This window comes from Campylobacter concisus (genome assembly GCF_015230035.1).
GTDB classification, from domain to species: Bacteria; Campylobacterota; Campylobacteria; order Campylobacterales; family Campylobacteraceae; genus Campylobacter_A; species Campylobacter_A concisus_BK.
On sequence record NZ_JAAKZD010000008.1, the window covers coordinates 18,080 to 32,753 of the forward strand.

At 42.9% G+C, this 14,674-nt stretch carries 15 protein-coding genes; 10 read left to right on the forward strand and 5 right to left on the reverse strand.

Translation table 11 applies throughout. The features are described 5' to 3' along the window. Positions 1–172: 172 nt before the first annotated feature. On the reverse strand, positions 173–1,480 hold the full coding sequence (gene fliI, locus G6W41_RS06495) for a flagellar protein export ATPase FliI (protein WP_004317323.1): 1,308 nt from the start codon (positions 1,478–1,480) through the stop codon (positions 173–175). Further along, positions 1,477–2,049, reverse strand: a complete 573-nt coding sequence (gene folE, locus G6W41_RS06500; protein ID WP_012001018.1) for a GTP cyclohydrolase I FolE — start codon at positions 2,047–2,049, stop codon at positions 1,477–1,479. The genes fliI and folE overlap by 4 nt, the downstream gene beginning before the upstream one ends. Positions 2,050–2,186: 137 nt before the next feature. Between folE and tig the strand changes: the two genes are divergently transcribed. From tig to G6W41_RS06550, 10 genes are read left to right on the forward strand one after another with little or no spacing between them, the layout of a single operon-like run. After that, positions 2,187–3,518, forward strand: coding sequence for a trigger factor (gene tig / locus G6W41_RS06505; protein WP_194170975.1), 1,332 nt, complete (start codon positions 2,187–2,189; stop codon positions 3,516–3,518). Next, positions 3,518–4,108 carry an ATP-dependent Clp endopeptidase proteolytic subunit ClpP gene (gene clpP / locus G6W41_RS06510; RefSeq protein WP_004317374.1) on the forward strand — a complete coding sequence of 197 codons (591 nt, stop codon included), beginning with the start codon at positions 3,518–3,520 and terminating at the stop codon, positions 4,106–4,108. The genes tig and clpP overlap by 1 nt, the downstream gene beginning before the upstream one ends. 8 nt (positions 4,109–4,116) lie before the next feature. Beyond that, a complete protein-coding gene (locus tag G6W41_RS10360) occupies positions 4,117–5,151 on the forward strand; it encodes a diguanylate cyclase (RefSeq protein WP_194170976.1) in 1,035 nt (344 codons plus the stop codon). A 1-nt stretch (position 5,152) separates the two neighbouring features. Continuing rightward, entirely contained in the window at positions 5,153–5,671 is a 519-nt protein-coding gene (gene def, locus G6W41_RS06520) for a peptide deformylase (RefSeq protein ID WP_009295072.1), read from the forward strand. Then, complete coding sequence (locus tag G6W41_RS06525) at positions 5,668–7,173, forward strand: YifB family Mg chelatase-like AAA ATPase (protein ID WP_194170977.1); 1,506 nt, start codon at positions 5,668–5,670, stop codon at positions 7,171–7,173. Before def ends, G6W41_RS06525 begins: the two co-directional genes overlap by 4 nt. 1 nt (position 7,174) lies before the next feature. Further along, complete coding sequence (locus G6W41_RS06530; RefSeq protein WP_194170978.1) at positions 7,175–8,578, forward strand: NAD(P)H-hydrate dehydratase; 1,404 nt, start codon at positions 7,175–7,177, stop codon at positions 8,576–8,578. Beyond that, entirely contained in the window at positions 8,560–9,147 is a 588-nt protein-coding gene (purN, locus tag G6W41_RS06535; protein WP_194170979.1) for a phosphoribosylglycinamide formyltransferase, read from the forward strand. The genes G6W41_RS06530 and purN overlap by 19 nt, the downstream gene beginning before the upstream one ends. After that, the gene (locus G6W41_RS06540; protein WP_021087117.1) at positions 9,140–9,865 is read left to right on the forward strand and encodes a TerC family protein; all 726 of its coding nucleotides are present in this window, start codon (positions 9,140–9,142) and stop codon (positions 9,863–9,865) included. The genes purN and G6W41_RS06540 overlap by 8 nt, the downstream gene beginning before the upstream one ends. Before the next feature lie 14 nt (positions 9,866–9,879). Next, positions 9,880–10,260: a VOC family protein gene (locus G6W41_RS06545; RefSeq protein ID WP_194170980.1), complete on the forward strand. Its 381-nt coding sequence runs from the start codon at positions 9,880–9,882 to the stop codon at positions 10,258–10,260. Positions 10,261–10,272: 12 nt separating this feature from the next. Next, a complete protein-coding gene (locus tag G6W41_RS06550; RefSeq protein ID WP_194170981.1) occupies positions 10,273–11,604 on the forward strand; it encodes an MATE family efflux transporter in 1,332 nt (443 codons plus the stop codon). On the opposite strand, the gene G6W41_RS06555 is transcribed toward G6W41_RS06550, so the two are convergent. The 3 genes from G6W41_RS06555 to G6W41_RS06565 are packed head-to-tail and all read right to left on the reverse strand — an operon-like array spanning position 11,585 to position 14,673. Continuing rightward, positions 11,585–12,391: a metal ABC transporter permease gene (locus tag G6W41_RS06555; RefSeq protein WP_194170982.1), complete on the reverse strand. Its 807-nt coding sequence runs from the start codon at positions 12,389–12,391 to the stop codon at positions 11,585–11,587. The genes G6W41_RS06550 and G6W41_RS06555 overlap by 20 nt on opposite strands. Before the next feature lie 9 nt (positions 12,392–12,400). Further along, a complete protein-coding gene (locus G6W41_RS06560) occupies positions 12,401–13,183 on the reverse strand; it encodes a metal ABC transporter ATP-binding protein (protein ID WP_021092586.1) in 783 nt (260 codons plus the stop codon). Further along, on the reverse strand, positions 13,180–14,673 hold the full coding sequence (locus G6W41_RS06565; protein ID WP_194170983.1) for a nickel/cobalt transporter: 1,494 nt from the start codon (positions 14,671–14,673) through the stop codon (positions 13,180–13,182). The genes G6W41_RS06560 and G6W41_RS06565 overlap by 4 nt, the downstream gene beginning before the upstream one ends. Position 14,674: the final 1 nt, after the last annotated feature.

Sequence of the window (14,674 nt, forward strand, 5' to 3'; positions counted from 1 at the left end):
CGCTTTATCATTTTGCCTAACACAAAAATTTAACCCCAAAAAAACCCAGTAAATTTCAAACACACTTCCGCGACTTTTACAACAACACTTTTTCGCACCAAAAAATGCAAAATTTATCGATCTTTTTAATAATAAAAAATTTAAATTTTAGTAGTCAAATTTATATAGAATTTTACTGATTGATCTTATCAAGCAGCTCTTCGACCTCTTCAAGCGCAAAGGCCTCTTCTGAGCTTTGTTTTAAAAAGCTCTCCATAAATTCTTTCTTCGAGATCGCAAGGTCAAGCTCTTTGTCGCTGCCCTTTTGATATGCACCGATGCGAAGTAGGACCTCATTTTCTTTTAAAAGCGAGTAGAGGCGCTTAAATTTCATCGCATTTAGCTTGTGTTCTTTGCCGATCACGTCGCCCATGACACGCGAGGCCGAGTTTTGGATATTGATAGGTGGGTAGATGCCAAAGTCCGTTAGCTCGCGGCTTAGCACGATGTGGCCGTCTAGGATAGAGCGGCTTTGGTCAGCTATCGGGTCGCTCATATCATCGCCCTCAACTAGCACGGTGAAAAACGCCGTGATACTGCCCTTGCCCTCCTCTTTGCCCGCGCGCTCCATTAGCTGTGGCAAGAGTGTGAGCGAGCTTGGCGGATAGCCCTTTGAGGTCGGTGGCTCGCCAAGCGCAAGGCCGATCTCACGCTGCGCCATCGCAAAACGCGTCACGCTATCCATGATGAAAAGTACGTCGTTGCCCTGCTGTTTGAAGTATTCAGCCACGCTCATCGCACAAAATGCGCCGTATTTTCGCATGAGTGAGCTATCGTCACTGGTCGCTACAATGATGACCGTGCCCTCCAGGTCTCCGCCTAAGTTTTTTTCGATAAATTCAGGCACCTCACGGCCACGCTCGCCTATTAGCGCGACTACTTTTATGGGGGCTAGCGTATTTTTTACGATCATACCCATGAGGGTTGATTTGCCCACGCCTGAACCTGCGAAAATCCCCAACTTTTGCCCTTTGCCACAAGTAAGCAGCCCATCTATCGTCTTTATGCCAACGCTAAAAGGCTCGTTTATAAGCCCTCTTTTCATCGCATCTATCGGCGCTCTCATGATCGGCATATATTCAGTCGTATCGATCGCCCCTTTGCCGTCGATTGGCTTCATAAATGGATCGACCACGCGACCAAGTAAATTTGGCCCCACTGGTATGCTCATGCCCTGATCGCTCTCATAGACAAAGTCGCCTATCCTAAAGCCTTCGACAAAGCCAAACGGGCTGATATAAGCACCATCTGTCTTTATCTGCGTGACCATGCCAAGGCCGTTTTTACTCTTGTCTTTTGCCACTATGCGCACGATGTCGCCGATACTTGGGCGAAGTCCGGTGATCTCTATCGTAGTAGCCGTGATCTTTGTGATAACACCGAAGGTATTTGAGAGCTTCACACCCTCTTTAAGCCTTGAATTTATGCGCTCTAAACTCAAAAATGCGTTTCCCTAGGCGAATTTATAAGCGAGAAAAACTCTCGCCTTGTGTCCGCATTTTTGATAAAGCAGCCTCTAAGTGCCGAGGTCGTAGTAGTCGAGTTTATCTTCTCCACACCCCTCATCTCAACGCACATGTGCCTTGCCTCGACGACTACTCCAACGCCTTTTGGAGCGATAACGTCCTCAAGCGCCTTTGCGATCTGCTCGGTCATCTGCTCTTGAATTTGCAAGCGTCTGGCGTAGATATTTACCATGCGTGGAATTTTACTAAGGCCAACAACCTTGCCATTTGGGATGTACGCCACATGCACACGGCCTATTATTGGCAATAAATGGTGCTCGCAAAGGCTGTAAAACTCGATGTTTCGCATTAAGACCATCTCGTTGTTTGAGCTGGTAAATAGCGCGTCACCAAGTACCTCTTTTGGATCCTGCTCATATCCGCTAGTTAGAAATTTAAAAGCTTTATAAACGCGCTCTGGGGTTTTTATAAGCCCCTCTCTGTTTGGATCTTCGCCGATGATAGTTAGCATATTTTTAACTGAATTTTCAAAACTCTCTTGCATAAATTTTCTCCATAATTTTATCGCGAAATTCTACGTTAAAACGCCTTTTATATCTATAAAAATTTACAAATTTACAATGAAATAAGGAAAATTCTGCTATATTTTGGGCTAAAAATTTGTATTCATAAAGGAATTCGATGGAAATCAAAATCAAAGCTCTAGATAGCGTAAATACCCTAGCAAGCACGACTGTAAGTGCAGATGCTATAAAGTCTAGCGTAGAAAAACTAGCAAAAAAAGCAGCAAAAACTATGAAAGTAGATGGCTTCAGACAAGGCCATGTGCCAGTCGCTGTCGTGCTAAAACGCTACGAGAAAGAGCTGACAAACGACGCTGAGCAAGATGTCTTAAGAGATGTAGTCGAAGAGGCTATCAAACAAGCAGGCAAGAAAAATGACGACCTTATCGGTGAGCCTATCGTTTCAAAATTTGATAGAAAAGATGACAAGATCGACGTTGAGCTAACAGTTTCATTTAAGCCAAGTGTCGATGTGAGCGGCTATGAGAGCTTGATACCTGAGTTTTCAAACCCACGCGTTTTGAAAAAAGATATCGATGAGAAAAAAGCTGAACTTCTAAAAATGATAGCTCCACTTGAAAAAGTAGAGAGCAAAAGAGGCCTAAAAGTTGGCGATTTTGCTAAATTTGACTTTGAAGGCTTTGTTGATGGCGTTGCATTTGAAGGTGGCAAGGCTGAAAACTACGTGCTTGAGATCGGCTCAAATCAATTCATCCCGGGCTTTGAAGATGGCATGGTAGGCATAAAAGCTGGCGGTGAAAAAGATATCGAGGTTAAATTTCCAGAGAACTACGGCGCTGCACATTTAGCTGGCAAAGATGCTGTTTTTAAAGTCAAACTTCATGAAATTCAAGAGAGAAAGATCCCTGAAAAGCTAGACGAAGAGATGCTAAAAACTATCCTTCCAAACGAAGAAAAACCAACTGAAGAGCTACTTGAAGAGCGCATAAAAGAGCAAATTCGCCAAGAGAAAATTTATAAACTTATAAACGAAGAGCTAAAACCAAAATTTGCTGAAGCTGCGGTTGAGAAATTTAAATTTGACGTGCCAAAAAATATCGTCGAGCAAGAGATCGATATGCAGTTTAGAAACGCATGGAGCTCATTTACTCCAGATGATATGAAGAAATTTAGAGAAGGCAAAGACGCTCTAGCTAAAAAACGTGACGAGTATAGAAAAGACGCTGAAAATAGCGTTCGCCTAACTTTCATCATAGATGAGCTAGCTCGCGTAAGAGGCGTGAAAGTGAGCGATCAAGAGGTCGTTCAAGCGATCTATTTTGAGGCATATAGAAGCGGTCAAGATCCAAAAGCACACCTTGAGATGTACCGCAACCAAGGCATGCTTCCAGCTATAAAGATGTCGATGATCGAAGAGAAGCTATTTAGTGAGCTTTTCAACAAAGAAAAAGACGAGAAAAAAGCAAGCAAAAAAGAGAAGGCTGAGTAATGAGCTATTACGTTCCTGTCGTAGTTGAAAGAACTAGTAGAGGTGAGCGAAGCTATGATATATACTCCCGTCTTTTAAAAGACAGGATCGTTATGCTAAGTGGCGAGATAGAGGATGGCATGGCTGCTTCTATCGTCGCTCAGCTGCTATTTTTAGAGGCTGAGGATCCAGATAAAGATATCTACCTTTATATAAACTCACCAGGCGGCGTGATAACAAGTGGCTTTAGTATCTATGACACGATGAACTACATAAAGCCAGATGTTTGCACTATCTGCATCGGTCAGGCCGCTAGTATGGGCGCGTTTTTACTAAGCTGTGGCGCACCTGGAAAGAGATATGCGCTGCCAAATTCTCGCATCATGATACACCAACCACTTGGCGGTGCTAGAGGACAAGCGACTGATATCGAGATACAAGCTCGTGAAATTTTGCGTTTGAAAGAAATTTTAAATGGAATTTTGGCAAAAAATACAGGTCAAAAGCTAAGCAAGATCGTAAAAGACACTGAACGTGACTTCTTTATGAGCTCAGCTGAAGCTAAAGAGTACGGACTTGTCGATAAAATTTTGGAGAAAAGTTTTAAGTAAGGCCTAAAGTGATAAAGATAGATAACGCCCCAGAACCAAAGAGAAAAGCGGTTGAACCAAAACATTCCATTAAAAAAGAAAAGGCAAATATCTATAAATTTTCAGAGGGTGTTTTAAACGAACTAAGCGGCGACAACGTCCCTTCTACGCCGACAAACTACTCTATCTACTTTGAAAAGATGCTTGATAATCAGCCTGAAGAATTTAGAAAAGAGATCGGCGATATCATCGTGGCAAATTCCGAAAGTTCAGTGCCAACAAATGGCAACATCTCTATCGAAAAAGAGATCAAACAAGGTTTTATCCAGATAAAAGGCATGCTTCAAGCGGTTGTGTTAATCTATAAAAATTTAAATGTTATGAGAGGCCTAGTACAAAAGCGCATGGATGGGCTTAAAAACAGCACAAACGTCCTTGCACTGCAAAATGTCCTAAGCGCCTTTAATCAAGACCTCATCAAGCTAAACGACCTCATGGATAAGCACCTTGACGTCATCAAGATGAGCTATGAAGAGGTTGGCAAGATGTTTAAGGCGATTGAAGAGCAGTCGATCTACGATACGACTTATGAGGTCTATAACAAGAAATTTCTAGTAGTGACCATAAGCAGCGAGATCGAGTCTGTTAGACGTTATGGCTACAATGCTTCATTTTTACTTGTCAAGATAAAAGACAAATTTGCAAACCGTGTTAAAAATTTAAAAGAGCGAAACAATATGTTTAAAAGCATGTCGCAGCTTCTTTTAAGGACATCACGTAGAAGTGATATAGTCGCACACTACGGCGATGGCTGCTTTGCTATGGTGATGAAATACACCGATGAAAATGGCACAAAGCAAGCGTGCACGAGAATTTTAAACATGCTCTCATCTATGCCTTGGAAGATCGACAACGAAGAGTGCAAACTAGACGTGCAGATCGTCTCAAGCATGATCTCAAAGACAAAGAGCACCGAAGAGCTGCTCTCTCACGCACTTGACAAGCTAGAGACCAACCAAGACCTAAATGAGCCGCTATTTTTAGACGAGAAAGCAGAGAATTAGTTTGATCCTAGAAGTTTTATCCTATCCAAATAAAAAGCTTTATGAAATTTCAAAAGAGGTCGAAGTCTTCGATGAGAAGCTTCACAAACTTCTTGATGATATGTATGAGACAATGATCGCAAAAGAAGGTATTGGTCTTGCAGCCATACAAATAGGCGTTGCAAAGAGAATTTTCATCATAAATTTAGCCAACGAAGAGGGCGTGCAAGATAGAGAAAATTTAATCGAGATCATAAACCCAAAATTTGAGCTACGTGAGGGCGAGTGCGTCTATCAAGAGGGCTGCCTTAGCGTGCCTGGCTACTACGAGGACGTTAAGCGAAGTGAGGTAGTTGCTATCAAATTTCAAGATCGCTTTGGCAAGGAGCAGACCTTAAAAACTGATGGGCTACTAGCGATCGCTATCCAGCATGAAAATGACCACCTAGACGGACATCTTTTTATAGAAAAAATAGGCTTTAACAAACGCAAAAAATTCGATAAGGAATACAAAAAGCAGAAAAAAGAAAAGACATCATGAAGTCCTTAAAATGTGCTACTTACGGCGACGGACTAAAGATCATTGATGTTGAGTCTATCTTTTCGCGTGGGCTTCCTGGCTTTAGCATCGTGGGTCTTGCAAGCACCAGCATCAAAGAGAGCACAGAGCGCGTAAAGGCGGCACTTTTAGCGCTTGACTTTGCCTTTCCAGCGCAAAAAATAACCATAAATTTATCCCCATCAGACCTGCCAAAAAGTGGCTCACATTTTGATCTAAGTATCGCACTTTTAATCGCTCTTCAAAAGGCAAAAAGCTTGGAGAAAATTTTTGTTTTTGGCGAGCTTGGGCTTGACGGCAGTGTAAAAAGCACGGCAAATTTATTTTCGATCCTACTTTTTTTAAGCACGCAGGTTCAAAATGCAAAAATTTTAGTGCCAAAAGAGATAGCTACAAAAGCTTCGATGATACCAAATTTAGAGGTTTATGGCGTTAGCACACTAGAGGAGGCGATAAAGTTTTTTAGCGACGCAGAATTTGCTAAAAGCACGCATTTTAGCGCCACGCACGAGCTATTTTCAAATGTGATAGAAATTTCTGGCAAAAGATATGTTCCAAATTTAAATTTCGAGCTTGATTTTAAGGACGTCTTGGGTCAAGAAAGAGCCAAAAGAGCCTGCATCATCGCAGCTGTTGGCATGCACAATATCTTATTTGAAGGTAGCCCAGGCAGCGGCAAGAGCATGTGCGCAAAACGCCTCGTCTATATCATGGCGCCACAAAGCCTAGAAGAGGTGCTAAAGTCCGCAGCCTACCGCTCGCTAAATTTGCAAGATAGCGAATTTACAAGCACTAGAGCCTTTCGCTCGCCGCACCACACCTCGACTAAAAGCTCGATCTTTGGCGGAGGCTCAAACGTCGCAAAGATCGGCGAGATCGCACTTGCAAATGGCGGAGTGCTATTTTTTGATGAGTTCCCACACTTTGCTAAACAGGTGATAGAAAGCCTCAGAGAGCCACTTGAAGACAATCAAATCCACATCGCAAGGGTAAATTCAAAAGTGACTTACGAAACAAAATTTATCTTCGTAGCCGCTCAAAATCCATGCCCTTGTGGGAATTTGTTTTCTCGCAACCTAAACTGCAAATGTAGCGAAAATGAGATAAAAAACTACAAAGCCAAAATTTCAGCCCCAGTGCTTGACCGCATCGATCTAAAAGTCGCGATGGATGAGAGCTCGCCAGATGATAAGGCTAGTTTAAGCTCACAGCAGATGAGCGAGATGGTTTTAAAAGCCTTTATCTTTCAAAAAAGGCGGGGTCAAGATGAGCTAAATGGCAAGCTAAATGACGCGCAGGTGGCTAAATTTTGCACGTTAAACGCCGAGGCAAGTGAGATTTTACAAAAGGCCGCCACAAAGTACACCCTCTCTCAAAGGGGCATAAAAAGGACGCTTAGAGTGGCTAGAAGCATCGCCGATCTTGATGAGAGCGAGCAAATTTTAAAGCCCCACATCCTAGAGGCGCTTAGTTTTAGGGCGTAAAATGAAAAATTTATATTTAGACACGAGAGTTTTAGACGAGAGAGCAGGCGAGAAATTTGGACTTAGCGAAGAGCTGTTAATGGAAAATGCAGCCGTAGCCATAGCAAATTTCATACGCAAGAAATTTAAAAAAGGCGTGAGAGTGCTTGGCATTTGCGGTGGCGGAAACAACGGCGCTGACGTGCTTTGTGCTTTAAGGATGCTAGAGGGCGAGTATGAGTGTGAAGTTATCCTAGCTAGTAAAAATTTAAAGCCACTTGCCATTAAACAGCTCGAACGTGCTAAATTTGCTGGCGTGCGAGAGAGCAAAGACGCAGAAAATAGCTTAAATAGTGCAAAATGCCTCATAGACGGGCTTTTTGGCTCAGGGCTAAATAGAGCTTTGGATAAAAATTTAACTAACCTCATCTCAAAAATAAACGCTAGCCCCGCTTACATCATCGCTTGCGACGTACCAAGTGGGCTAAGTAGCGATGGCAAGGTGCTTGGCGCTTGCGTAAAAGCAGACGCCACTGTCACGATGGGAGCTAGAAAGCTAGGGCTTTATAGTGACGCGGCAAAGGACTACGTGGGCAAGATAAAGCTCGCCACTCTTGGCATAAGCGCGCAAAACTACGAGTGCGAAAGCGACTATCACTTGCTTGAAAAATGCGACCTCATGCTTCCAAATAGAAAAAATCAGTGCGTAAATAAGGGCGACTTTGGCCACGCATTTATCATATCTGGCGAGCACATAGGGGCTAGCAAGCTTTGCGCAAAGGCGGCATTTGCCTTTGGGGCTGGACTAGTTAGCGTGATAGGCGAGCAGGGTTTAAATTTACCAACGCACATCATGCAAGCTAGCAAGATAAGCGAGAAAATGAACGCTGGAGCCCTTGGCATGGGGCTTGGCAAAAGGGGCGTAGAAGAGCTTGAGGTGCAAATTTTAAAAGGCAAAAAGCTCGTTCTTGACGCTGATATCTTTTACAGCCAAAAAGTACTTGAGCTGCTAAGCGAAAACTGCGTCTTGACGCCTCATCCAAAGGAGTTTTGCTCGCTTTTAAAAATTTGCAAAATGGCCGATATAGATGTGCAAACTTTGCAAGAAAACAGATACGCTTACGCTAAGGCTTGGAGTGAGAAATTTAAGGCTGTGCTTGTGCTAAAAGGGGCAAACACCATAATCGCCAAAGATGGGCAAATTTACGTCATGCCTTATGGTAAAAGCGCGCTTGCAAAAGGCGGTAGCGGCGACGTACTAAGCGGTCTTGTACTAGCACTTTTGGCTCAAGGCTATGAGCCACTAAATGCTGCCATCTCAGCCACTTTAGCTCATGCACTTAGCCTTAGAAATTTTGGCAAAAACAGCTACGCGCTGGAGCCAACAGACATCATCAAAGGAGTAAAATGCTTACGAAAAAGATAGCCGTGCTTTTTAGCGGCAGTGGCTCAAATTTAGAAGCGATACTTAAAAAAGTTCATAATCAAATTTTTAATGGCGTAAATATCGAAGTTTGCCTTTGTATCTGCAACAAGCCTGGTGCATTTGGCATCGAGCGAGCTAAGAAATTTGGCCTTGAAACGACGATAATAGAGAGTGCTAAATTTAAAAACCGTGAGGAATTTGACGCTGTTTTGGTGGAGCAAATTTTAAAAAGTGGGGCAGATCTTACGGTACTTGCAGGCTTTATGAGGATACTAACGCCAGTTTTTACGGCGCAGATAAAAGCCATAAACCTTCACCCCTCTATCTTGCCGCTTTTTAAGGGCGCGCATGCGATAAAGGAGAGCTTTGAGAGCGACATGATGATAGGCGGTGTGAGCGTGCACTACGTGAGCGAGGAGCTTGACGGGGGCAAACTGATCGCGCAAAGGGCGTTTGAGCGCGAGGATGGCATGAGTTTAGATGAGTGGGAGGCTAAAATTCACGCCATAGAGCATGAAATTTTGCCTGAGAGCATAATAAAAATTTTAACAAAGGAAGTAAATGTTTGAATGGTTGAGTTCGCCAGAGGCGTGGATATCGCTACTTACGCTAACTGGCTTGGAGATAGTTTTAGGCATAGATAACATCATATTTATCGCTATTTTAGTAGGCAAATTGCCGCCAGAGCAAAGGGGCAAAGGCCGCATTTTAGGGCTTGGCTTTGCGATGATCACTAGGATCATCCTGCTACTTTCGTTATTTTGGATCATGAAGCTTACAAAGCCGCTCTTTAGCATAGGCGAGCTTAGCATCACTGGGCGCGATCTAGTGCTCATAATAGGCGGTCTATTTTTGATAGTAAAATCATCAATGGAGATCCACGCAAACGCCACTGGCAAGCATGAAGAGGCTCACGAGAGCAAGTCTCATCCAGGATTTTTTGCGACTATCCTAGAAATAGGCATTTTAGACATAGTCTTTTCGCTTGATAGCGTTATCACCGCAGTTGGTATGGCTCAGCACATCGATATCATGATACTTGCTGTCATCATCGCAGTTGGTGTGATGATGTTTGCCTCAAAGGCGATCTCAGAATTTGTCGATAACAACCCAACGATAAAAATGCTCGCACTAGCATTTTTGGTGCTAGTTGGCTTTGCGCTCGTGCTTGATGGCTTTGGCGTGCATGTGCCAAAAGGCTACATCTACTTTGCGATGGGCTTCTCACTAGCAGTTGAATGCATAAATATCTACGCTAGAAAAAGGGCATTAAGAGATCAAAAATAAAGATGTGAGCCAAAGTGCAGATAAAAAATTTAGATCACATCGTGATCGTAGTAAGCGACGTTAAAGAGGCGCTTAAATTTTACTGCGACATTTTAGGCATGCGACTAGCTCAGAAAGACGGTCACATTAGCCTAAATTTTGGCTCGCAAAAGATAAATTTACATAGGTTTGAGGGCGAGTTTTTACCTGCGGCAAAGCATCCAACAAAGGGTAGTGCTGACATTTGCTTGATAGTTGAAGATGAGATAGAAGACGTGCGCTCAGAGCTACTTAAAAAGGGCGTAAAGATAGAGCTTGGCGTAGTTGAGCGAAATGGAGCTCTGGAAGCAATGAAAAGTTTATATATTTACGACTTTGATGGGAATTTAATAGAACTTAGCTCATATGAAATTTAACAAGAAGGCAGCTTGGACCTACTAAAAGACCCGCTAAATAAACTAATCATCTCACTCTCGCTGCCAGCTGGCGTGGGCATGATGTTTAACACGCTTTACAACGTCACTGGCACATTTTTCGCAGCTAAAATTTCTACCATAGCAGTTGCTGGCATGGCGATGAGCTTTTTGCTCTATCTAAGTGTCGTTGGCATCGGGCTTGGCTTTGGCTCGGCACTCACCGCGCTAATAGGCAACAGCCTAGGCACAAACAAACCAAAAATGGCTAAACTTTACGCCTCAAATGGCATCATCTTCGTGCTTCTTTTTGCCATTTTTATTGGACTTTGTGGCTATTTACTAGCGCCAAATTTACTAATTCTTTTAGGCGCTGACCATCACTACATCAAAGAGGCTCTTGACTACGCTGGCGTCATCTTTCTTGCAGCTCCATTTTTCTTACTTATAAAATCGCTTAATGGCGTTTTAGTCGCGCTTGGCGATACTAAAAGCTACCGCAACTGGCTATTTTGCGGCCTTTTTATCAACGCATTTTTTTGCTATCTTTTTGCCTTTAGCTTTGCTCTTGGCGTAAAGGGCCTTGCTCTAGCAACGGCTAGCGTGCAGTTTTTAGGCATGATCTACCTCTTTTTTAAAGTGAGAAAGAGCAAGATGATAGATCCTAGAAATTTAGGCTACTTCGTACCAAATTTCGCCGTCTGGGCAAAGATACTAAAGCAAGCCTTGCCAGCTTGCCTAAACTACCTCTCAATGTCGCTTGGCTCACTCGTGCTTTTAAAATTTGTGAGCTTTTACGGCGTAAATGCAGTGGCAGGTTATGGCATAGCTTTAAGGATCGAGCAAATTTTAGTGCTTCCAACCATCGGCATGGCAGCAGGAGTGCTTAGCATCATCTCAAGAAACTACGGCGCTAAGAGCTTTCAAAGAGTATTGCAGTGCTACAAACTATCGCTTCTTTTTTTGCTCATCTACTGCGTCTTTGCCTACATCTTTATAAGGCTTTTTGGCGAGAGCGCGATCAGGCTCTTTGACAGCACGCCAGCCGTGCTTGAGGTAGCCAAACTCTACCTTGGCATCAACTCACTTGCCTACATGGCTTACGGCACGATAAACATCTCAGGCAGCACCTTGCAGGCGATAAAACGCCCAGTAGCGATCTTTTTGCTAAATGGCTTTAGACAGCTCGTACTTCAATGCTCACTCTTTTATGCGGCGGTCTTTTGGCTAGGACTTGAGATCAAATTTATGTGGCTAGCGCTCTTTTTTAGTGTCTATTTTACAGCGATTTGCTTTTTGGCTTGGACGCTTTTTAGGTTAAAAAGAGCTACGAGCGCAAGCTTTTAAATTTAAAGCTAAATGCAAAAAAGCAAAGCGAGGCGACTAAGATGATGCTAGCTCCGCCTGTTAGGTTGAAATAAAAGCTGATCACAAGGCCGATAAAGCAAAAAACAACTGAAAAAATGGTTGAGATAAGCATCATGAGCCCAAGTCTTTTGGCGAAAATTTGCGCAATATAAGGCGGTATGGTAAGTAGTGCGATGACAAGTATTAGCCCCACCACACGGATCGTAGCCACCACGCAAAGCGCCATCATACAAACTAGCAGATAGTGAAAAAAAGTGGTATTTACCCCGCGAAGTTTTGCAAACTCCGCATCAAAGCTGATCGCCACAAACTGGCGGTAAAAAAGTGCGATGAGTGCTAAAAACAAGAGGTCTAAAACGCTCATAAACGCAATATCTGTGCCGCTAACTGCAAGGATCGAGCCAAAAAGATAGCTCATAAGATCGGCGTTATAGCCAGGCGTTAGGTCGATGAAAATAATACCAATCGCCATGCCAATCGCCCAAATAGCGCCTATTACGGAGTCGATGTTTGTCTTATCTTTTAGCGTGATCGTGGCGATGATGAGCGCTAGAAATAGCGAAAATATGCTCGCTCCAAAAAGTGGCTCGAGTGAGAAGAAAAAAGCAAGCCCTATGCCGCCATACGCGCCGTGGGCGATGCCTCCAGCGATGAAAGTCATCTTGTTTATCACCACAAGCGAGCCTATCATGCCACATATTATGCTTACTAAAATGCTCGCAATAAAGGCATTTTGCATAAAATTTAACTCTAAAATTTCACTCATTTTCTCTCTTTAAAATTTAAAAACATTGCTCTTTGTCTTTTCGCAGCCGCACTCGCCAAGTGCGATCTCGACATCACAAAAATGGCTATGCGTTCTAGCTAGATGCTCGATAAATTCCCTCTTTGCAAGGTTTTCATGCGTTTTGTGAATGTGTAAATTTTTACTCACGTAAGCGATCTTTGTAGCGTAGTTTAGCACGATATTTAGGTCGTGACTAACTAAAACCACGCCAACGCCATTTGCATTTATGCCCTTTAAAATTTCATAAATTTCAGCCTGCCCTTTTGTGTCGATGCTGGCTGTTGGCTCGTCTAGGATGAGCACTTTTGCATTTGCACAAAGCGCTCTAGCGATATAGACGCGCTGCCTTTGACCGCCACTTAGCTCGCCGATCCTCGCGTTTGCAAACTCGCTCATGCCGACCTTTTCAAGGGCACTTAGTGCTAGAGCTTTTTCATCTTTTGAGTAAAAACCAAAGATTTTTTTATCGATTAATCCCATTAAAACGACTTCTAAAACCATCATCGGAAAGCTTTGATTTGAGAGGAAATTTTGCGGCACGTAGCCTATAAATTTACTAACCTCGCTTGGCTCTTTACCAAAGAGCTTGATCTCGCCACTTTGAGGCTTAAGCAGGCCCAAAATGAGCTTTAAAAGCGTGCTTTTGCCCCCACCATTTGGGCCAATTATCGCTAAAAACTCGTCACTACTATAGTCTAAGTTAATACCCTCTAAAACGACTTGCTTATCGTAGCTAAAGTTTAAATTTCTAATTTTTATAATATCTTTCAAAACAGGCTCTTTTGCGTAAATGTCGTGACAAAAATGAAAAGTCCAAGCCAAAGCATGATGCCAAGGGCTGCAAATTCTGCGTAGATTTTAAACTTTTTTAGCTTAATGTTCGTGCTTATCTTTGAGCCAAAAACTGCCGCTACAAATATCACCACACTCATGCCAAGCGCCATAAACAGGCCACTTATCACGCCTGCAAAGTAGCTACCTATCTCATTTGCCAGCACAAAGACTAGTATCGTGCCAGGACAGGGCACAAGAGCCGCAGCAGCCGCTACTAGCCACTCCTCTTTGCTCTTTGGCTTTTTAGTGGAGCAAATTTGACAACCGCATTCGCTTTTAAATTTTGTATTTTTACTCAAATTTTGACTTAGATTTGATCTAAAAATATAAAATTTAGTCTCATTTTTGTTTGAGAGATAAAATTTGATCTTTTTAACGAGCATAAAAATCGCCACAAAAAAGATCACAACTCCAGAAAACGCGGTCGTTATGCTAGCTGTGTCCTTTGTAAGGTCGTTACTCACCTCTCGCAGCAGCAAAAAGCTAGCAAAGACAAAGACAAATGCACCCACAACATGCAAAAAGCCGATCTTTAGCGCAAATAAAAACGCCCTTTTGTAGCTGCCACCAGTTGCGGCAAAATATGAGCTTGTTAGCACCTTGCCATGACCTGCGCCAGCAGCGTGCAAGAAGCCATAGCCAAATGAGATAAACGCTAAAAATAGCAGCGCAAGCGGACTTTTGTAATCCACGCTTCTTAAAATTTGCTTTAGCCTATCAAGCAAGCTTAGGCTAGTTTTTGAGACGATGTCAAATTTCGCCTCGTCGATCTTATCTATCTGGCTTAAATTCTCATCGCTCGAGCCTGCTACTGGCTCTTTTAGCAGCTCTTTAAGCGCTGGCTTTTCATTGTGAGCTTTGGCTGCAGCCTTGCTTGAAAATGTAAAAAATATCAAATTTGAGTTTGAATTTGGTATCGCCCAGAAGCTTTCACCCACCAAAAATGCGTTATTTTGCGTAAATTTGAAGTTAAAATAGCCCTCTTTGTCCTCCATATCAACAGATATGACAAGTCCCTCAGCGACCACTAAATTTGTCTTAAAACTCACGTCAAATTTAAGCCTGCCCTCATCAAAATAGAGCTTGTAATTATTTAAATTTGGCTCTATTTTAGTGGCGTTTTCATCCTTGTAATAGTACTCAATGTCCGTTAGATAGTGCCTTGGCACGAGGTAGTCTAGTAAATTTAAGCGGATCTTTCTAAGCTCTTTATCGTCTATCTTTTCATCTTGATTGAGGTCAAAATTTTGCTTCATAATATCTGAGAAATTTTGCGAAAAGGTCCAAGTAAAGGCGATCTGGCTGATATTATTTTCGTGTGCGACAAATTTCGCGCTAACGTGAGCTGTTGGGCTATAAAGCGAGCATAGAGCACACCCGAAAGCATTTATGGTTAGTAGGCAAATGACGATCAGGCGTGCTAACATT

Bases quoted from the DNA above. Each gene is read 5' to 3' on its own strand.
- G6W41_RS06555 (WP_194170982.1), bottom strand. From the start codon at position 12,391: ATGAGTGAAATTTTAGAGTTAAATTTTATGCAAAATGCCTTTATTGCG.
- G6W41_RS06540 (WP_021087117.1), top strand. From the start codon at position 9,140: ATGTTTGAATGGTTGAGTTCGCCAGAGGCGTGGATATCGCTACTTACG.
- clpP (WP_004317374.1), top strand. From the start codon at position 3,518: ATGAGCTATTACGTTCCTGTCGTAGTTGAAAGAACTAGTAGAGGTGAG.
- G6W41_RS06530 (WP_194170978.1), top strand. From the start codon at position 7,175: ATGAAAAATTTATATTTAGACACGAGAGTTTTAGACGAGAGAGCAGGC.
- purN (WP_194170979.1), top strand. From the start codon at position 8,560: ATGCTTACGAAAAAGATAGCCGTGCTTTTTAGCGGCAGTGGCTCAAAT.
- G6W41_RS06565 (WP_194170983.1), bottom strand. From the start codon at position 14,673: ATGTTAGCACGCCTGATCGTCATTTGCCTACTAACCATAAATGCTTTC.
- G6W41_RS06525 (WP_194170977.1), top strand. From the start codon at position 5,668: ATGAAGTCCTTAAAATGTGCTACTTACGGCGACGGACTAAAGATCATT.
- tig (WP_194170975.1), top strand. From the start codon at position 2,187: ATGGAAATCAAAATCAAAGCTCTAGATAGCGTAAATACCCTAGCAAGC.
- folE (WP_012001018.1), bottom strand. From the start codon at position 2,049: ATGCAAGAGAGTTTTGAAAATTCAGTTAAAAATATGCTAACTATCATC.